Genomic DNA, 18,129 nt, shown 5'->3' with positions numbered 1-18,129 from the left:
GGAAATGATAATGTCTGCATATTTATTAAGTTGGAATCCAAAAAATTTCTCAACAGGTGGCGAAGGCTCAGACCAAGGAACTTTAGACTACCAGAAAGGTGAAGTTGTTCGCTGGTCTTGCCACAGTAAACAAGTGGTAGAAGGGGATATTGTATATCTAATAAAATTAGGTAAAGGTTCAAGAGGCATTATTTCAAAGGGTGTCGTTACAAAAGCGAGTTATTTAGATAAGTGTTGGAAAGACTCAACCAAGGCACGTACTTATATTGATTTTCGAGTTGAGGATATTAGACACTCTTGTAATGAAGGGTTGGTCCCTCAAATTTTACTGCAAAATGCGTTTCCTGAACAGCAATGGAGCCCGCAAAGTTCTGGTATATCAATAAAACCTGAATATGTAGAAGGGGTTAATGACCTCTGGAAGCTGGGGAGGAGTAAGCATAGTTTGGCAATATTATTTGATTGGTTAAGTGTTAATTCTTTTAAAGAAGAAGGTTGGTATCAAGATTACAAAGCAGCATGTAACTTAAAAAAAAGTGTTACATCAGCAAGCTCTGTTACTGATGAAATAATACATAAAATTTGGCTTAAAAAAGCGAATGGTATTGCAAGCGTTGGTAATGGCTTTATGTATCAGAGAGAGATTGATGACAATAAAGTATTTCTTGAGAAACTGACATTAGATATTTTAACTAGCCCGACAAAAACGACATTTGATAAAGCATTTGCTGATTGGAAGAAGCAAGAAGGTTTTTCAAGAACGCTTTATTCAGTATTGCACCGTGTTTTTGCTTTAGCTGATCCAGAGCATATGACTAGTGTTGTTGGTAAGGAATATTTAAATGAGATATTTAAAGGGTTAAATTCAAAATTTGAGTTGTCAATGCTTCACTCTCAGCATTGGTTTGAAGATAACCATACATTAGTAAATGCTGTTACCCCTTTTATAGAACCCAATACCGACATATACAAGCGCAATATTTTGATATGGCAGTTATATCAAGTTTTCACCCAAAAAATTGAAGCACAGTCTTATGCGGAAGTAAGTGACGTCAAAGAAAAAGAAGCTGGCGGTTATCAAGTTATGGACAATCTGAACATTAGCAAGAATCAATCTCCTCTTAATCAAATTTTATATGGCCCTCCTGGAACCGGAAAAACCTATCACTCAATTCAGGCGGCGGTTAAAGCGGCAGAACCTGAGGCTTACAATAAGCTCGGTATAAATGAGCGGAAAGGCACTACAGAGTTGCAGCGAGAAGAGTTAACTAAGCTCTATAAGGAACTTTATGACACAGGGCGTATAAGGTTTGTTACTTTCCATCAAAGTTATGGCTATGAGGAATTCGTTGAGGGTTTAAGCGCTAAAACTGAAGGTGATCAACTTAGTTACTTTGAAAAAGATGGTGTGTTTAAGTCGTTATGTTTAGATGCAAAAGAGCACCAAATTGCGAAAACAAAGACGGTTGCAAGTACTTTTGAAGATAAATGGCAGGCGTTTTCTGAAGAGTTAGCCGAAGCTGATGACGGAATTAAAATAGATACTTTAAGTAAAAAAACATACTTTACCGTTACAGATATAACGAATAACACTATTCGATTTGATAAAAGTAAAGGAGCGTCAGTTCATTCGTTGAGTGTTAAGACACTGCGAGCTGTTCATAACGGTGAAAAAGAAATTAAAGGTGGATTTCAACCATATTATGGTGCTGTGATTGAGTACCTTAATAAATTCAAAACACAAAATGATGCTTCTAAAAAAGAGCGTAAAAACTATGTATTAATCATCGATGAAATAAATAGAGGCAATATATCAAAAATTTTTGGTGAGCTAATTACATTGGTTGAGCCATCAAAACGTTTGGGTGGTGAAGAGGTTATAGAAGTGTCATTGCCATACTCTGGTGATAGGTTCTCAGTACCGGATAACCTTTACATAATCGGCACCATGAATACCGCTGATAGGTCTTTAGCACTTATGGATACCGCGCTTCGCCGCCGTTTTGACTTTGTTGAGATGATGCCTGATTACAATGTATTACGTGACGAAGGTGGCGAGCCATTTAGAGTTGAAAGTAATGGTTTTGAAGTCGATTTAGCCTTGTTATTACAAGCACTAAACAAACGAATATCAGCGCTTTATGACAGAGAGCACCAATTAGGGCATGCGTTCTTAATGCCAGTGGTTAAGGCAATAGTTGCTGATGATAACGATAAGGCGCTTAATGAATTAAAGAACTGCTTTCAGAATAAGATCATACCTTTACTAGCTGAATACTTTTTTGACGATTGGCAAAAAATTCGCTTAGTGCTTGGAGACAATCAAAAGCCAGAAGCTTATCAACTTATCAATCAGTCAGATGTAGATTATGAGATGCTCTTTGGTGATACAGAGGATGTTGGTGATATCGCCGATGACGTTCAAGACTATAAATTAATTAAAGTTGACTCTGAACTTTGGATTGATGCTTTGACCTATATAGGTATGTATAACGCTAGTGATTTAACTTTCTCAAACCAGGATGAAGGTTAACTCACTCATCATGATTAAGGGATTAAAACGACGACAAACAACAAGCATCACCGTATTTGAGTATGGGCTGTTGAGTGCAAATACTAAGGCGGTAGAAAAAGATAATGTTGAAGCAATAACAGAAGATGCTTTTGCATATCTTAAAAAGTGTTGTTTATGTGATGAGTCGGAATCACGTTTTTTAAAGCTGAAAATTGCGCATGGCATGGAAATTCTGCAAGTTCAGAATTACGCTGGTGTGGTTTTTTGTCCTGATGGAACACAAATAGAAATACTCCCTAAAATTGCAAAAGCAAATAATCAGGAAAATGCAGCCACAGAAGCTCAAAAGTCCTTGTTAATGATGCTCAAGTCATTAAAGCAGTTTCGCCACATAGAAACTGAAGTTGCGAGCATTAAGAAGCAAAAAATGCCATTGATGGAAATATTTATCGCACAGTTTTTAAATGCGGTGAATGTTCTCGTTAAGAAGGGCGTAAAAAGTGACTATGTTAGCGAGCAAACTAATAGTGCTTATCTAAAAGGCAAGCTACTTCATAGCCAGCAACTTAAGCACAATTTTATTAATCGGCACAAGTTTTATGTTGAATATGAAGCTTATTTGATGGATAGAGCAGAAAATCGACTTATTCATTCTGCACTTAAATCTGTCGCCTCGTATACCAATATGAATAAGAGTAAGAAGCTATCTCAGGAGCTGCTGTTTGCTTTTGACGAAGTGCCTTTTAGTACAAACTACAAGAACGACTTTTCTAGTGTGAAACTCCAAAGAGGAATGCAGCATTATGATGTGCCGTTAAGTTGGGCAAGGCTTATATTGGAAGGTTACTCGCCCCAGTCAATGTTAGGTGATAACAATGCTTATTCGTTGTTGTTTCCAATGGAAGCCGTGTTTGAAAACTTTGTCGCTAAATACCTCAAGCAACGAGTTACGAACCCTCAAAAGCTATCTTCTCAAGTAAAAAGTAAATCATTGGTAACTTATGGTGATAGGAACTATTTCCGCCTCAAGCCTGATCTCTATCTTAAAGATTTTATAGGTATTGACACGGTATTGGACACCAAATGGAAGTTAATCGATCAACATAAAAAAGCAGGTAAATATAAATTTGGTTTGTCGCAAAATGATTTTTATCAAATGCTGGCTTATGGCTACAAGTACCTTAAAGGTGAAGGCAGCTTAGTATTGATCTACCCGAAAACGGATAGTTTTGACCAGCCTTTAATGAATGATTTTTATTACGACGAAGAACGAAAGTTAAAGTTAAAAGTAGTGCCATTTGATTTGAGCCATAAGAGTAAGGAAAGAGTTAAATTAGAGTTGTTAGGGATTTCAAATGGGTAGAGAAATATCTTTGTTGTTTGGTGCGTCAAACTCCCTGGCAAAGTGGCTAAATGCAGACCTGCCGAGATTACCTACACTTGAAGGTAAACAAGCTGGCGTCAACGTATTGAAGTCAGACAGCACAACTATGTGCTGGCAAATTCACATTATTGATAACCAATACAAGTCCTATGAAAAGACCATCATTGTTTGTGAAGCCAATAGTCGCTTCATTTTCTTCATCCCAGTTACTACACGCTTAACTCTTAATGAGTTAACTAATTTACTCACTATGGAGTGGCAGGCAATGTTGGCGGAAACATTAGAAAGCTATCAACTCATTCCTAGAAGTGAAATAGCCCGATTATTGAGCCAGCTATCTGATGGAACATTTAACGTAGAGTGGGTCAAAAACACTGATTTAAGTATAAATGGGCATATTAGTGATGCCGGGCTTTGGGTTGAACACATTTTAAGGGAGCAAGGTGCCTCTGAGTTATCGGCTCAGCAAGCGACTGAATTAGCAATTTACCTAAACACTTCGGTAAAACGGATAACAAATAAAGAAACTAAGCGTAAAGAGAAAGTGATCCCTGTGGAAATTCTATTGGCGTATTGCCAGAGACAGGTTTTAGGTGATGGCGCTATAACAAATTGTAACCGCCCTTAAAATCAGAATGTTTAGAATAAGATTTTCCGTTTAAACTTAACTTTTAATTAAATTACCTATAGGTAATAAAAATTACTATTCGATGTGTTTGTATTTGTTTGATGTTTTATTTTGTGTTTAAAATCAATTCTTTAAATATTGGCCCCTTTGTTGCTTTGATATAGATGTACAGATTGAATTACTCATTTAGTCAATCATTTTATGTCAATCCAATTTTGGGGCCAGTAAACATGAATATATTAAAAACAAAAAAAGTTAACTACAGAGCCATACATACAAAGAATGCATGGCGAAAAGCTTCTCATCAATCTTTAGAGAATGCCTTGGGTAATAAAAGAGGCGCCAAGGCTTTATTTTCGGGTAAAGCAGCAATTGATTACAGCAAACACGGCGATCCGCTTTATGTCATTATTTGGGAAGAGGGGGCTCAACTAGGTTTTGTAGTTAGACCTGATCCCACGGATAAAAAAGCAATTATTAAGGTAGAGATACCTATTCAAAAAATTTTTCAATTTGAAGGGGCTGGTACAGTAAGCCTTAAAGAACTTGAGCGCTTTTTCATTAACTGAAATTCGGCTTAGGTGTACTTAAATCATCAGATTTAAGCACAACCTCAATCAAACTTTAAGCAGTAGCAGCCTCTTAGTATTGCCTACAACATTTTTAAATTGTGGTTGGCAATTTTATGCTAAGAAACACTTGCTGCTTTTGATTCAAATTTATTTTTCATCACTTTGAAGCAAAGGGTAAAGATATGTGCAAGCAAGCAACTTTTAGTAAGTATCAAAAGAGTGTTATCAAGTTTTTAAATGAACTACTTGGCACTCAAATACCATTCACCTATGAAAAAACTCAAAATAATCATCTAAAAGTGTTAATAGAAGGGCTTGATAAGCCTTTATATACCAGCTCGACGCCATCTGACACTAAGTCATTAGATAATTTTATGAGCCATGTCAAAAGAGAATTAAAAGCAATCGAAGTGTTAACGTCGAATTTAGCGAATACGTCAATGAAGGCAACACCACAAAACCCTTCGATTAAATCGATGTTTCAACCTAATTTTGAAAAATTAATTCAAACTTGCATTAAATCTTTAAGAACCAGGGTGGATTCTATTAAGCAGCAAGAGCAAGACAAAGTGCTTGAGACGAATGATATTGACTTTATTAAGGATGAGCGCCTAAAAATTGTTAAAGCGTCAATATCTCATACTTTGCAGAATCAAAGGCAAGCTAATTATATTAAACCTAAGGCGATGAAAGAGATTGAATCAAGCATTCTGAGGCATTTGAATTTCATGCTGCCTACTATGGCATTTTATTCAGATTTGCTGGTCGAGAACACCACTATAGAGCAAGCTGAATCAGATATTAGCATCATCTCCAAGTCGATTAATAAGCCAGTGAGGGAATTGAGTAAAGGCCAGCAAGCTTTGCCCGAAATTAAACAAGAGAAAGTAATACCAACGGCTAAAGCTCAAATCGCTCAGGATGGCCAAAGTAAAAAGTTAACTGGTTTAACACAACTTTTGCAACTCTCTACCCATAATCGTGTAAATGCGTTTCGGACGATGACAAGCGATCAGGCGAATGAGCTAATTAGTAATATTGAACAAGCTATGACATTGAACCGAGAGCAGGATATTGAGGCTGTTGTAGCAATGATCCGCCAAAAATCGATTCCTCTAGAGGCTATTATTACTCGCCTAGAAGTGGCTTAGAAAAGGTATGGGTATTCAAATGAATCAACAACTTGTTATACCAACACGAACGCTTGGTTTTGAATATGATTTAGAGTTACATAATTGGAACAGTAACTTAAATGCTTATAGGGTGTTTAATAATAAATCGAAAGAGTTGATAGAAGGCGGAATTGGATTAGGGTTTAACATTATTAGCCAGTTTTATGCGGATACGGACTGGGAAAATAGCATTCCTGAGGAGTACTTGAAGAAAACGGCACCGTTTGTTGAGCATCAATATCAGATGCTATGGCTTGTTGCTAATTCTGAGCCAGCAAAACAGCTACTTATGTCTAGGCCGTTATTATTGGTTTTAATATGCGAACATTTTGCGATTGATAATCGTATGGCTTTGACGTTAAGCAATCTCGGTCAGCGAGATATTCTAAAAAATCTTGGGTATGACGGTTCAAAAGCGGCTTTAAAGTTTATTGATAAGCTAGCACTTGATTTTGAACGCAATATAGAGCTTGAACACGTTAAAAAACAGTTGGATGCACGTTTTTGTCGTCATAAGGTATTCAAGCATTACTCAAGGGTTAACTTTGCTGCTTTGAGCTTAGATGGCAAATTCCCGTTTTTAACAGGAAGTCGTTTGGGGCAATACGCGAATAATTGTCAAATCAGACGTGTCTCTTTAGTTCGCTATTTATCTGACACATTGATGTTAGGTATTGAATTAGGCGTAAATGATCCAACGGCTAGAGTAAGGGAATTGGCCTCTCTTGAAGAGTTACAAGAATTACATCACTTATGGATTGAGCAGCGAAATAATATCAGGGCTGAACGACGTGAAAAAGTAAGGCCAGATAATGCTGATTTACCTTATCCAGAACTTATACCTGGAAATGAGTATATTGTTCCGATTAAAAATTACGATGAATTGATTAATGAAGGTAAATCACAAAAACATTGTATTGCGGTTTATCACCATAGAATTGTGGGTGGTCATTATTGCGCTTTTACCATGATAAAGCCTGAGCGGATCACCATCGGCGTAAGTGTTTATAAGAAAGACAAACATAAACATGTGATTCAGTTGGATCAAATAGCAGGAAAGTGTAATGCGCTCCCAACAAACGAAACCCGCGAACTTGTTTATAAGTGGTTAGAGGCTGCAAAGAAGGATGGGAACAAGTGTGAGGGTGGTGTTTGAATTGTTTGCTTCAGTGTTAATGAGAGCACATTGGTTAAATTTTTAGGGCATTTAAGATGAAAGAACAATTTAATATCACGGGAATGTTTTATGAACATTCAGGGTATAAATGTAGAAAATATTTGGACATACGGTGCAAGTCATCGAATAGTAACATACCAGATTTAATGGTAATAATGATGAATCCTGGTGCATCTAAACCTATTAATGGTGTAGATAATAGTTGTGAGGTAACACTTACTATTCCAGATAGAACCCAAGATCAAATTATGGAAGTAATGCGCAATACCTCTCGTGTCTTTGCGCGTATATTAAATCTATCTGATTTGCGAACTCCAAAATCTAAAGTGCTATATGATTTTATTTGTTCAGAAAAATCAAAATGCTTTCCGCATTCTATATTTGATCCACAAAGAAATAATGAACTAAATGAATTGTTTATAAAAGATGTACCTGTTATTTTTGCTTGGGGAATTGATCCTGCGCTAAATCATCTTGCTGAAATGGCAATTAAAACGCTTAAAATAAAATCTCCCATTGGCAAGCTAAAAACCGATAGTGTTTTAGCTTACTATCACCCTTTACCTCGAGGTGATAAACAACAAATTCAGTGGGTAAATGATATTACACATATGCTAAATATGGTGTCAGCAAAAAAAACGTTTAGATTTTTCTATGCAAAAAAAACTTATAATACATGGCCGAAATTATTCGTGCTTTCTGATGATGGTGTTTTATATTCAGAGTATTTAAATCATAACAAGCTTACCATTTATAAAGAAAGTGTAAGTTGTTCTGGATTCGATGATAATCAGTTTAAATGGGAGGGGTATCAACCAATTGTTGAAATAAATAGAGGTGAAGCACTTTGTACTCGTTTAACCAATCAAGTTAATTGGGTCGAGCAGTATATGCAAACGTACGAACAAGGGGCAGGAGTATTTATATAAATATCAATAAAGTCAAAGTGGTTAAATATTATCTTGAGTTGAGCGTTAGAGCATAGAAAAGATTAGCTTGACTTGACTATGCTCTCAGAAGAAACTTAGGCTAAAGCTACTATATTTTATAAATGTTTCTAAAATAGTTTCGAGATGACCATTTTCCTGGTTCATCAATTGGATCCCAAGAAGTAATAACAACTTGCTTACCAATTAAAGATTGCGCCTTACGAGTAACATCGCCATTTTTATCAAAGTATTTAGTGACCATATACCATTTTTGATTGTCACCTAGAGTCAACACCGTACAAGAAGAGTTATTATGAATAATTGATAGTTCAACACTTACTAGCGTATTTGGAGCACTAGTACTTACTTGTTCATTAGTGCGGCGAGCTTGTTCTTTTTCCTTATCTAGCTGGTTTTTAAGCACTATATTTTCCTCTTTTAATATCATGTTTTCAATTTTAATATGTTCAAGTTCTTCACAGACTTTAGCTACAGTTTCAGAGGATTCACGTTTGATTTTATCAATCTCTGAACTCGATTTATTGGTTGATAGAGCATTAACGAGATCGGCATGTGTGCAGAGTTCACCTTGAATGTATTTTTGATGAAAACCTAAAAGATCAATGACCGTTAATGCACCGGATTTTCTCAGTGATTTCATTACTTCTGAAAGATAATATTCCGTTTCTTGATCATTTCGCCAGGCTGTTACGATTTTTGAATTAGAATTGGTTTTGACTATCACAAAAGAGGCTTTTTCAAGTATTCCTGACTCTGGGTTTATCATCGAGCCCTTAAACCGCCATCTGTTGGGATATTTTTCTGATGGTTCTGCTTCTGTTTCTTGGCTAATTTCTATCATTTGGTCTCTATCGAAACTAAAACCGAAACGTAGAGGGAATGAATCTAGATTGCAATGTTCTTGATGTTTTACTAATACTTTGATTTTTGTTGGTAACATATTATCTGGCTTCATATTTTTAGGATTAATTGATAATTGAATAAAATACTTATGAATTAATTTATAGAAAGTCGATCTTTTTGTCAGCTTTATCTATAAAACTTTTGAATATAAAATTATTCTGTTATATTTATGCTAGATTTGCCTGCTGTTTGTTTTGATTCTGTTAATTTTTTTGGTCAAGATTTAAAAAATTATTACAAGATAAATGAGTCAATTTTTTACATATTTGACTCTTAATTTTTGTGTTAATTATCTATATTTGCTCTTCACTTTTTTTCTTGAAAAGTGATATATGTAACCAGTTAAAGCTAATGACTTGGTTACCGTTACTGTTTGGTATCTAGCCATTTTACTTTAACAATTAAACTCAACCTTATATTTAACTAGGTGGCTTAATGCTTGTTCTGGTTAATTGTTATTAAAATTAAAGTGGTTTATTGAGTATCATCAACACTGAGGCAGATAAGGTTGGTGGAATGTTGGATAAATGTTTAAGTTAAAAGTAAGAAGCACAAAATTCTTGAGTTAGTTCCCTTAATTTTAGAACATTACAACTTAGATGTGGACAGGTATAAAAGTCATTAGTCACTTCTTAAACCAAGTAATTTTAAACCTCTGGTTATTCGTGTTGTACACCTACCGATAACTTAATAATACTTTAATTAAATTAATGTCTTCCTTTTTGGAAAATTCCTTAAAATTCAATGAACATGCTTGCTTGAACAACACATGTTAAATCTTAAAATGATTTTGTTTGTATTAATTGGGAGGGGATATAGTTATGACGGTTCTAAAAAATGAAATAATTTCACGGATCATTGCTGTGAATCATGCATGGAAATTATCTAAAGAGCAGTTTGGCAATAACTTTCCTGCTACAAATTCTTTTCGAGATACTAAATCCTCTTTGCAAGCGACTTTACTTAGAGAGTTTTCGAATGATGCATATTTAATGGTCGCTACAGATAGTCATGATCATGAAGAGCAGGTTTATAGCGTTCGCCTAAAACATCCTGTAACCATTAATGGAGTATTGCGAAGCGATGCAGAGCATTTACCTGCAAGAATTGCTCATGACATTTTTACAATAGAAGAAATTGAAAGTTTCTTGAAACAATAGGTTGTCCATGTTTAATAATTTTACTTCTGGAGATCTGGTAACAGATCTTATCATTTCGATCACAGTACTTATTTTTTGTTTCTTTACCATTAGAGAAATCCTTTCGAGTAATAGAGCAAAGTCGCAGCTACAAGATCTTCTAAAAGTGAAGAGTAATAGCGATAATAATTATTTAAGTATGGACTCCCTAAATAGTGCTCAAAGGTTGTGGGTTACCAACCATCTTATATATTCACCAAAAGCTGATTTCCTTGAGATAGAATCTAAAGGGGCACTTTGGTTATCAAAAACACCTATTTCTCAAATGATACCAGCATATGATCCAAATCGTTACAAATTGGTACCAGCTCTATTAACTAGTATCGGTATAACTGGTACATTTTTGGGTATTACTCTAGGTTTAAGCCAGTTTGGAATGTCTGGCGATTCAAAAGCATTACTTGCATCAGCTGCTGAACTTTTAGAAGGCATGAAAACTGCGTTTTATACATCGTTAGCAGGGTTAAGTACTTCTGCAATTTTTATGGGGCTTATTAAATTCTCTTCTAGTTCAGTTGCAAAGGCTCAGAAAACATTCATTTATGCTATTTCAAAGGAATACTATGAAGCCAGTGCTATTTATTATTTAAAAAACATGTCAAATGAAGGACAAGAGCAGGTTATTGAAGCGCAATTACGCTCATCTAAAGTAATGGAGACGATGGGCGAGAAGATGGAGCAGACATCTTCGGCTTTAAATAAATTAGGTGAGTCATTTAATGGTGATGTGATTGCAGAAAGAGTTGCATCAGCCTTGTCTTCGTCAATTGAAGTCACAATGGTACCAACGTTAGAGGCAATAAAGGTTGAGCTTGCTACCTTGCGTGACATCAAGGAACAATCACAGAAAGAATTAGTACAACTATTAATTGGAGAGATGAAGTCAGAACTTATTGAGCCAGTTACTGAGGAGCTTAGTAAAACTAGTGCAGCAGTAAGCGAGAGTAACACTGTTACTGCTACCTTGAATGCCAATGTTGAGCGCGTGATTACAACGACGTCAGAAACAGTTAATACAATTGATGGATTCCAAAAAGAAACTATGGCTCAGTTGCAATCGTTTGCAAAGTCTTTACAAACAATTTTATCGAGCTTTAAAGAAGACACTCAAGGAGCAATGAGTCAAATAGCTACAGAGGTTAATAATATGCTCCAAGGTGCCTCACAAGGCATGGACCAGCAGCGAGTGGCATTTGAACAAAGCTCACAAGATGCAGCATCGGCATTTGAAGGTATGAAAGAGTCATTAGAGCTTGCATTAGATCAACGCCAAGTTTCTGAAAGGGCGCTATTTGAAGATGTTACTACACGGATTAATGCTTTGCTTAACGAGACATCAAACTCTTTCGAAGCACAGTCAACAGTTATTGCCAAAACAGGTGATGTCGCAACCGCATTAATTAACAAGGCTCAGGAAGACTTTGAAACTTCGGTTGAGTTACGTCGTGACGAGGAGTCGTACTTATTTGGTGAGATTGAAAAACGAATTAGTATTCTATTACACGATGTTTCTAATTCATTCCAGGCTCAATCGACTGTTATTGCTAATACTGGGGATGCCGCAACAGCGTTGATGAATAGGGCTCACAAAGATTTTGAAACCTCAGTAAAATTACGCCGTGATGAGGAGTCGCACTTATTTGGCGAAATGGAGACTCGAATTGCTAATTTAGTAGCAAGTTCACAGATGATCTTTAAAGAACAGGCCGATGTTATTAAGTTAGTCGGTATTGAAGCCAGTGGCGTCATGGAGTCAGCCAAAACTGAGCTTCAACAAGGTTTAGGTGATATAGACAACAAAGTTAAATCAATGTCAGAGACGGTACAAAGTGAACTTGAAGCCTTCCGAGTGCAGTACCAAGAGAATCTTACAAACTACTTTGAACAGCAAAATAGCCTGTTAGAAAATAGCTTAAGCAAGCAGCGTAATGGCTTGAATGAAGTTGTCGATAATTTCCGTCAAGTGTTCGAAAGTGAGTACAAAGCTCGCCATAATTTGCTTCAAGAACTAACTGCCCAGTACCAAAATTTAGAGGCATCTGCACAAACAGTAGAGCGTGTAGCTAAAGCAATAGGTTTAAATGAAGTATCTAAAATGGCAGAACTTCAAGATGCGGCTCATACAATGGGTCGTGAAATTGCTTTGTTGAAAAAAGAGTACTCTAAAGCCGCTGCAACATTTACAAATGTGACTGAGAATTTACCGAAAGCAATGGATGATTATTTTACTCGGGCTAATGAAAGCTTTGAAACCTTCTTCAAAGATTTTGATCAGTCTGCCTCAACTATTCACAATAAGCTATCGCAAGCGGCAAGCTATCTGATTACTTCGCAAGTTCAGCTTCGTGAGTTTGAAGCAGAACATGAGTTGATTTCCTAATGCGTGGGTTTAGTACTGAACTGAAAACTGTTGATGCCGATGAATCAGGGGTTTGGCTTTCGATTGGCGATTTAATGTCCGTACTACTAATGATTTTTGCATTATTGCTAATTAGTGCTTTAGTCCAAATATCAGAAGTATATGAAGATAGTCAAAATACTCGAGTAGTCATTATTAAAGGGATTAACGACGCGCTAAATGCAGTGGGTATAGAGGTGCAAGCTGATTCAGATACCGGTGACATCTCTATCACTGACTCGATATTATTTGATCTAGATGATTATAAATTGAAAGAATCTGGTCAGAAATTTTTGAGTACATTTATACCCATTTATTCAGACGTTATTTTTCAAAGTGATGCAACGGCACAAGAAGTAAGCCGTATTGTTATTGAAGGCCACTCCAGTTCGGAAGGTGCATTTAATCGCAACATGGAGTTAAGTGTATTACGTGCCAACAGTGTTATCACTTTTATTAATTCGATGGAGTTCGAGAATAAAGCGCGCTTCTTTGACAAAGTGGTCATATCTGGCCGAGGGCCGATAGAGGCAGACCCGATTAATGTAAATGCATCAGATCGTAAAGTAAAGTTTCGATTCCAATTTAAAGATGATGAGTTTTTAGGGCACTTTTCAGAGGTAGAGAAAGTTGAAAAGTAATATGTTTTCTTTTTCTTTACCAGAGTTGCCAAGCATTAATGGCATAGATAAAGACTTAGCTGAAGATTTTTTATCTATAGGAGGTGGCGAGATAATTTTGCCAAGCTTTCCTCCTAAAACTCTAAAAGAGATAGTCAAACTAGTTGATGAGGGGCTGTATGCAAATATCTCAATTTGTGAATGGTTAGACGTCATTGAAAACCCTCTTCAATGGCAAAACTTATGTGAAGACGACGTGTTTGATGCATGTCGAGCGGTGTGGACTGCAATATGTAGCAATAAAATTTTAGGTAATATTGCATTTTTTAAGGTTGCTTTAGCATTAGATGGAAAGCCGAGTAGCATCGTTTATCAGTTACTTGAAACCATGGAAATAGCTAGAACAACTAAAGGACTCGATTCAATAGTCTCACAGAAAATTGATTGGTTGTTAGCACTTTACAAAAGTGATTTTAAAGTAATGATCCTCGATTGTTATAGCAAAAAAATGACTCCCAAGCAGCGAGTTAAGTCTTTACGCTTACCATTGGCTAATACGTATATACAAAAAGTTGCAAGTTTGATTATTAGCGTATTACAAGAAAATTTACACACTAAAAGCGATGTTCTTTGGATTACTAGCTGCTTCTATTCGTTGGATACGACCAAGGATAGGATAAAGTATTGTGATGAATTTGTCAGAAAACTTCAAATTGATACTTATGGTGAAGTTAGTACAACTATAATTGAAGAACATTGTTTGCCAATGAAAAAAGATACCTATTGGTATGAGTTAAGTGTTGAAGCTAGAGCGCTACTTAAACGTAAGTTTAACCTATCAAATTTTTTTGAATTAAAGTTAATTACTAGAATGCTATGCAGTCAAAATGCAGCACAGCAGCTTGCGTTAGAAGAGTTTGAACAACGCCAAATTAAAAGTCGTGCTTCATTTTGGTCAAATTACTCAGAGCGTTTTAATCGTATTCGCGTGTTACTTCCACAAACTAGTTATGAATACATTGAAGAGCAAATGAGGGCGATCCCTGCCAACGTTGAAGTACTAAAGGCGTGTTCAAATTTCCAAACTGAGATTTTAATATTTGAGCTTGAAAAGGTCATCATTGTTGAGTTCTTAAGAGGTCAATTTAGTGAAACTCGCATCTTCAAAAACATAGAATGGAATGCTAAAGCTCTGTTTAATAACGGTGCTCTTTCTATTAAAGATATTCTAGATTTTGTGCAAGCGGATATTCATGACCACCTAACATCTTGGCAGCACTTTTGTGAAAAGCTGTTACGAGAAAAGTACACCATTTTGCCAAATAAGCGGACTGAGTTTTTTGTCGGACTTCCAAAGACTGCAGCCAGATATTCCTATGAAACCGGTATCGTCAAGCCTAGTTCAACTTTTTTAAAAGACCGTGCGGAAAAGATGGAGATGTGGTTACGCAACTTTTGGAAGTTGGAATTAATGAATCCGAAGTATGGTGATTCAAAAGAGCTCTCTGATGCTGGAGCTACTTTATATTCCAGAGCAATCGTGGCTAAAGAGTTGGATTCTGAAAAAGCACATATGCAATTATTAGAACAGGCGGCCAGCGAGAATAATAACCAAGCTAAATGGCAGTTAGGTTTAATGCTTATGCAAGGTACTGCTCCTCAAAGGACTAAGGGCGAAGATCTTATTATGAATATAGCTGAAGCTGGTCACAAAGAAGCGGCTGTATTCGCTAAGGCTGCTAACTTATCTAGATTTGCGAAGAAGAAGTTAGAATTTCAAAAAGTGATTACTTCACTCAACACCGTTCGAAAAATTTGGATTGGTTACTCGAGTTATTATGGTTGGGTAATATTAGACCGTAACTTGATTCAAAATCAATCGGGAAGAAAGAACTCGTTACTTTTCCAGACATATCCAGGTGAAAAAATATTTTCAGTTGAACGTGCGAATTGGAATGAGCCACAATTTATTTACGCTGATAAGTATGTTGGTGTCGCATCAGATAAAGATTTAGCACAACTAGCTAAGCTACTTGAAAGATATTGATGCACCGTGGCAATTGCAAAAAACTATTAATTGGTTAGTCTTCATGAAAATTAATAGCTAGATTTAGAAACAAACATTAAGTTCCCTGCGAACATAATTTATCGTCCAGAATTCAAACTAAGTGGTACTACCATGAAAAATACTTTTCTATTAATCGCCTTGATTGTATTAATAGGCCAAACTTCTATTGCTTATGCAGGCTCCCAACTACCAGTATGCCAAGCAATTACTCAAGAGTTAAATAAGGTTTATTCAAGTGCACAGGCTGACAGTTATTCTTTAAGAATGGCGAGCAAGGCAAACCTTAAAGATGATAGCCAACTGATAGTACAGGCACCATTTGTGAGAGATGATTTTGTTTGGACAAGGTGGTCACTTGACTCTGCCGAGACTTCTCCTAAATCTTTGAATTTCTCATCAAGCGACAAATCCAAGAATGAAGATTTACGACTGCAAATCAATGGATTTGAATGGTGGCGAGGCCTTATATATAAATATCTGGTAGATAATGATAAAGCACTCCAAGGCAGTTTTCATAATGCAGGGCCATTTGGGTGGTTACATAGCTCATTTTGGAATGTCTTCCATTTTGAAGATCAAGCTTATGTAATGGCAACTTCTGGGCTATATAGGCCAATTTCCGTGTATTTACTTGACAATAGTCAGAGTAAAGAAGTCTGCCAAGTAGAACCACCGATATCAGTTGATGTAAAAAATGCAGGCCTTGACTTAGCGTATCGTCATGGTCTGAGATACTTTATGACAGATATCAAAGGCCATTTCGGGAGCGCAGGAAGTCCTTATTATTCTAAGAATCATGATTTAATGTTGGATATCATTTACCGCCCTACTGTCCATACGGAGGAATTTGAAAGTTCTAAAGAAGTCGATAGTTTTCTGTATCTTGCTCAAAGTGACGCTTGGTCAGTCAGAGAATTGGGGGCCGCCAAAAACATCGCATCCATAAACCGATCATACTTAGAAGGCTATTTTCGTGATGTTTCTCGTCAGCTAGATGCTAATAATCTTGCTTCACTGGTTTTGGATAAAGTTTACTCTGATTATGACCGAAAACAGCTTGATGAAATTGGGCGGAGTCAGTTAAAGCAACTCGCAAATGCACTTTCAAACGATGATTCTGATTCAATAGTAAAAAGTTGCCAAGCGATCATTCGTAGTAAATCTTTTGATTATTATCATGATAACAAAAGGAGTATGGCCGACTGCCTATCGATAGTATTGGATAAACCAACAGTACTTGATGATTTAATAACAGAATGTTCTGGCTCAACTCCCAACTGCTCTTTATCTGAGGTCAATGCATTCGGTAAAAACCTTCTAATGTACGCTGCTCATATGAATAATTCGAAGGCCGTATCAACCTTGCTAAAAATTCCTGAGCTAATCAACGCAAGAACCATTAACACTGCTCGCTTCGACTTTCCACTTGCTGAGAATATGGTGACTTATGGTCGAACGGCTCTGATGTATGCTGCAGAGAATTCAAGCCAAAGAACAATACAACTAATACTTGATGCGGGTGTAGATCCTAATGTGAAAGATAGTATGGGGAATAACTATTTTAGCTACATGGATAAGAATTGGCGATTCAACTCAAGCAAGGCTCGAGCTTATCTTTCTCAATCAGGGCCTAGTTTCAATTGCGAGCTAGCAACAAGTACAAGAGAGAAAGCCATTTGCTCAGATGAAATGTTATCGGAATACGACAGAGAGCTTAGCTATCTATATTCTGAATCATACGACCAGTCCCCCAACTCACAGGCTCTAAAGACTGATCAAATACGATGGCTTAGGAACATCGACCAATTATGCTCTGTAAAGCCTAATATTGTTGAATGTATATCTAGAGAGTATCGAGAACGCATTCGAGCTTTTGAGTTTATTGTGTTGTAAGCATACGGTAGCTTAGCTCAACTTAGATTAGTGTACTTGATGCTTAATTAATATGAGGAAATGCTATTTGCAGACCGAGATAAACTGAATCAATTGATTTTTCATTAAAAATTTTTATTGATTGATCCTTCACCTTATATACCTAGGTAAAAAGGATTTTACTTTGTGAAACTTTTAAAAGAAACCATTGGCTATAGAATAAGCATTCTATAGCCAATGGAACTAAATTTGATTTCAACAGTTAGCTCAATATTACTTCAAGCCTCTGATTTAACTCGTATGCGAGAATTAGAAGCCGAGAACACCAAACTTAAAAATATGTTTGCTGACGTCAGTTTACAGAATATGGTACCCAAAGATATTGTTGAGTAAAAGATATAAAGCCAGCAGAGCGAAAGGTCTTAGCTCACTATGCCATTAATAAATTTGGCTTAGGTGTTGTGTTGGCTTGAGATACGCGTGTTTGACCCGATTGTCGTCTATCTTGGTTATTCAAAGCGGTTAAGACAGATCATGGGCCTGAGTTTATTTCACATGTACTTGAGGTTTGGGCTGAGCAAAATGACATCAAGTTATACATCATTATGCCTAGGATACCTTCACAACATGTGTATATTGAACCATTTAGCCGTACGTATCGAAATGAAGTA

The 18,129-nt window shown here is 36.4% G+C and carries 14 protein-coding genes; 13 read left to right on the top strand and 1 reads right to left on the bottom strand.

What is annotated here, in order from left to right; translation table 11 throughout:
* The first annotated feature begins 10 nt into the window (after positions 1 to 10).
* From L2672_RS11010 to L2672_RS10980, 7 genes are all read left to right on the top strand, one after another.
* The gene (locus L2672_RS11010; protein ID WP_248995902.1) at positions 11 to 2,533 is read left to right on the top strand and encodes an McrB family protein; all 2,523 of its coding nucleotides are present in this window, start codon (positions 11 to 13) and stop codon (positions 2,531 to 2,533) included.
* 10 nt (positions 2,534 to 2,543) lie between these two features.
* Entirely contained in the window at positions 2,544 to 3,878 is a 1,335-nt protein-coding gene (locus L2672_RS11005; protein WP_248995901.1) for an McrC family protein, read from the top strand.
* Positions 3,871 to 4,527 (top strand): amino acid adenylation, encoded by a 657-nt coding sequence (locus L2672_RS11000; RefSeq protein WP_248995900.1) that lies wholly within the window; start codon positions 3,871 to 3,873, stop codon positions 4,525 to 4,527. The genes L2672_RS11005 and L2672_RS11000 overlap by 8 nt, the downstream gene beginning before the upstream one ends.
* A 230-nt stretch (positions 4,528 to 4,757) precedes the next feature.
* Positions 4,758 to 5,096, top strand: coding sequence for a hypothetical protein (locus tag L2672_RS10995; protein WP_248995899.1), 339 nt, complete (start codon positions 4,758 to 4,760; stop codon positions 5,094 to 5,096).
* A gap of 185 nt (positions 5,097 to 5,281) precedes the next feature.
* Positions 5,282 to 6,250 carry a hypothetical protein gene (locus L2672_RS10990; RefSeq protein WP_248995898.1) on the top strand — a complete coding sequence of 323 codons (969 nt, stop codon included), beginning with the start codon at positions 5,282 to 5,284 and terminating at the stop codon, positions 6,248 to 6,250.
* Positions 6,251 to 6,269: 19 nt separating this feature from the next.
* Positions 6,270 to 7,427: a PcfJ domain-containing protein gene (locus L2672_RS10985; protein WP_248995897.1), complete on the top strand. Its 1,158-nt coding sequence runs from the start codon at positions 6,270 to 6,272 to the stop codon at positions 7,425 to 7,427.
* A gap of 56 nt (positions 7,428 to 7,483) precedes the next feature.
* On the top strand, positions 7,484 to 8,377 hold the full coding sequence (locus L2672_RS10980; protein WP_248995896.1) for a DUF1643 domain-containing protein: 894 nt from the start codon (positions 7,484 to 7,486) through the stop codon (positions 8,375 to 8,377).
* 109 nt (positions 8,378 to 8,486) lie between these two features.
* Here L2672_RS10980 and L2672_RS10975 read toward each other — a convergent pair whose 3' ends face one another.
* Positions 8,487 to 9,353, bottom strand: coding sequence for a hypothetical protein (locus tag L2672_RS10975; protein ID WP_248995895.1), 867 nt, complete (start codon positions 9,351 to 9,353; stop codon positions 8,487 to 8,489).
* A 769-nt stretch (positions 9,354 to 10,122) separates the two neighbouring features.
* Here L2672_RS10975 and L2672_RS10970 point away from each other — a divergent pair.
* From L2672_RS10970 to L2672_RS10945, 6 genes are all read left to right on the top strand, one after another.
* A complete protein-coding gene (locus L2672_RS10970; RefSeq protein WP_248995894.1) occupies positions 10,123 to 10,461 on the top strand; it encodes a hypothetical protein in 339 nt (112 codons plus the stop codon).
* A gap of 7 nt (positions 10,462 to 10,468) precedes the next feature.
* Entirely contained in the window at positions 10,469 to 12,880 is a 2,412-nt protein-coding gene (locus L2672_RS10965; RefSeq protein ID WP_248995893.1) for a hypothetical protein, read from the top strand.
* On the top strand, positions 12,880 to 13,539 hold the full coding sequence (locus tag L2672_RS10960) for an OmpA/MotB family protein (RefSeq protein ID WP_248995892.1): 660 nt from the start codon (positions 12,880 to 12,882) through the stop codon (positions 13,537 to 13,539). Before L2672_RS10965 ends, L2672_RS10960 begins: the two co-directional genes overlap by 1 nt.
* A complete protein-coding gene (locus L2672_RS10955) occupies positions 13,529 to 15,565 on the top strand; it encodes an EH signature domain-containing protein (protein ID WP_248995891.1) in 2,037 nt (678 codons plus the stop codon). The genes L2672_RS10960 and L2672_RS10955 overlap by 11 nt, the downstream gene beginning before the upstream one ends.
* A gap of 132 nt (positions 15,566 to 15,697) precedes the next feature.
* Positions 15,698 to 17,479, top strand: coding sequence for an ankyrin repeat domain-containing protein (locus L2672_RS10950; protein WP_248995890.1), 1,782 nt, complete (start codon positions 15,698 to 15,700; stop codon positions 17,477 to 17,479).
* A gap of 228 nt (positions 17,480 to 17,707) precedes the next feature.
* Positions 17,708 to 17,851 carry a hypothetical protein gene (locus L2672_RS10945; protein WP_248995889.1) on the top strand — a complete coding sequence of 48 codons (144 nt, stop codon included), beginning with the start codon at positions 17,708 to 17,710 and terminating at the stop codon, positions 17,849 to 17,851.
* Positions 17,852 to 18,129: the final 278 nt, after the last annotated feature.

This window comes from Shewanella gaetbuli (assembly GCF_023284065.1).
Taxonomy (GTDB): domain Bacteria; phylum Pseudomonadota; class Gammaproteobacteria; order Enterobacterales; family Shewanellaceae; genus Shewanella; species Shewanella gaetbuli.
The sequence above is the reverse complement of the archived record's forward strand: the minus strand, read 5'-3'. Positions and strand labels throughout refer to the sequence as shown.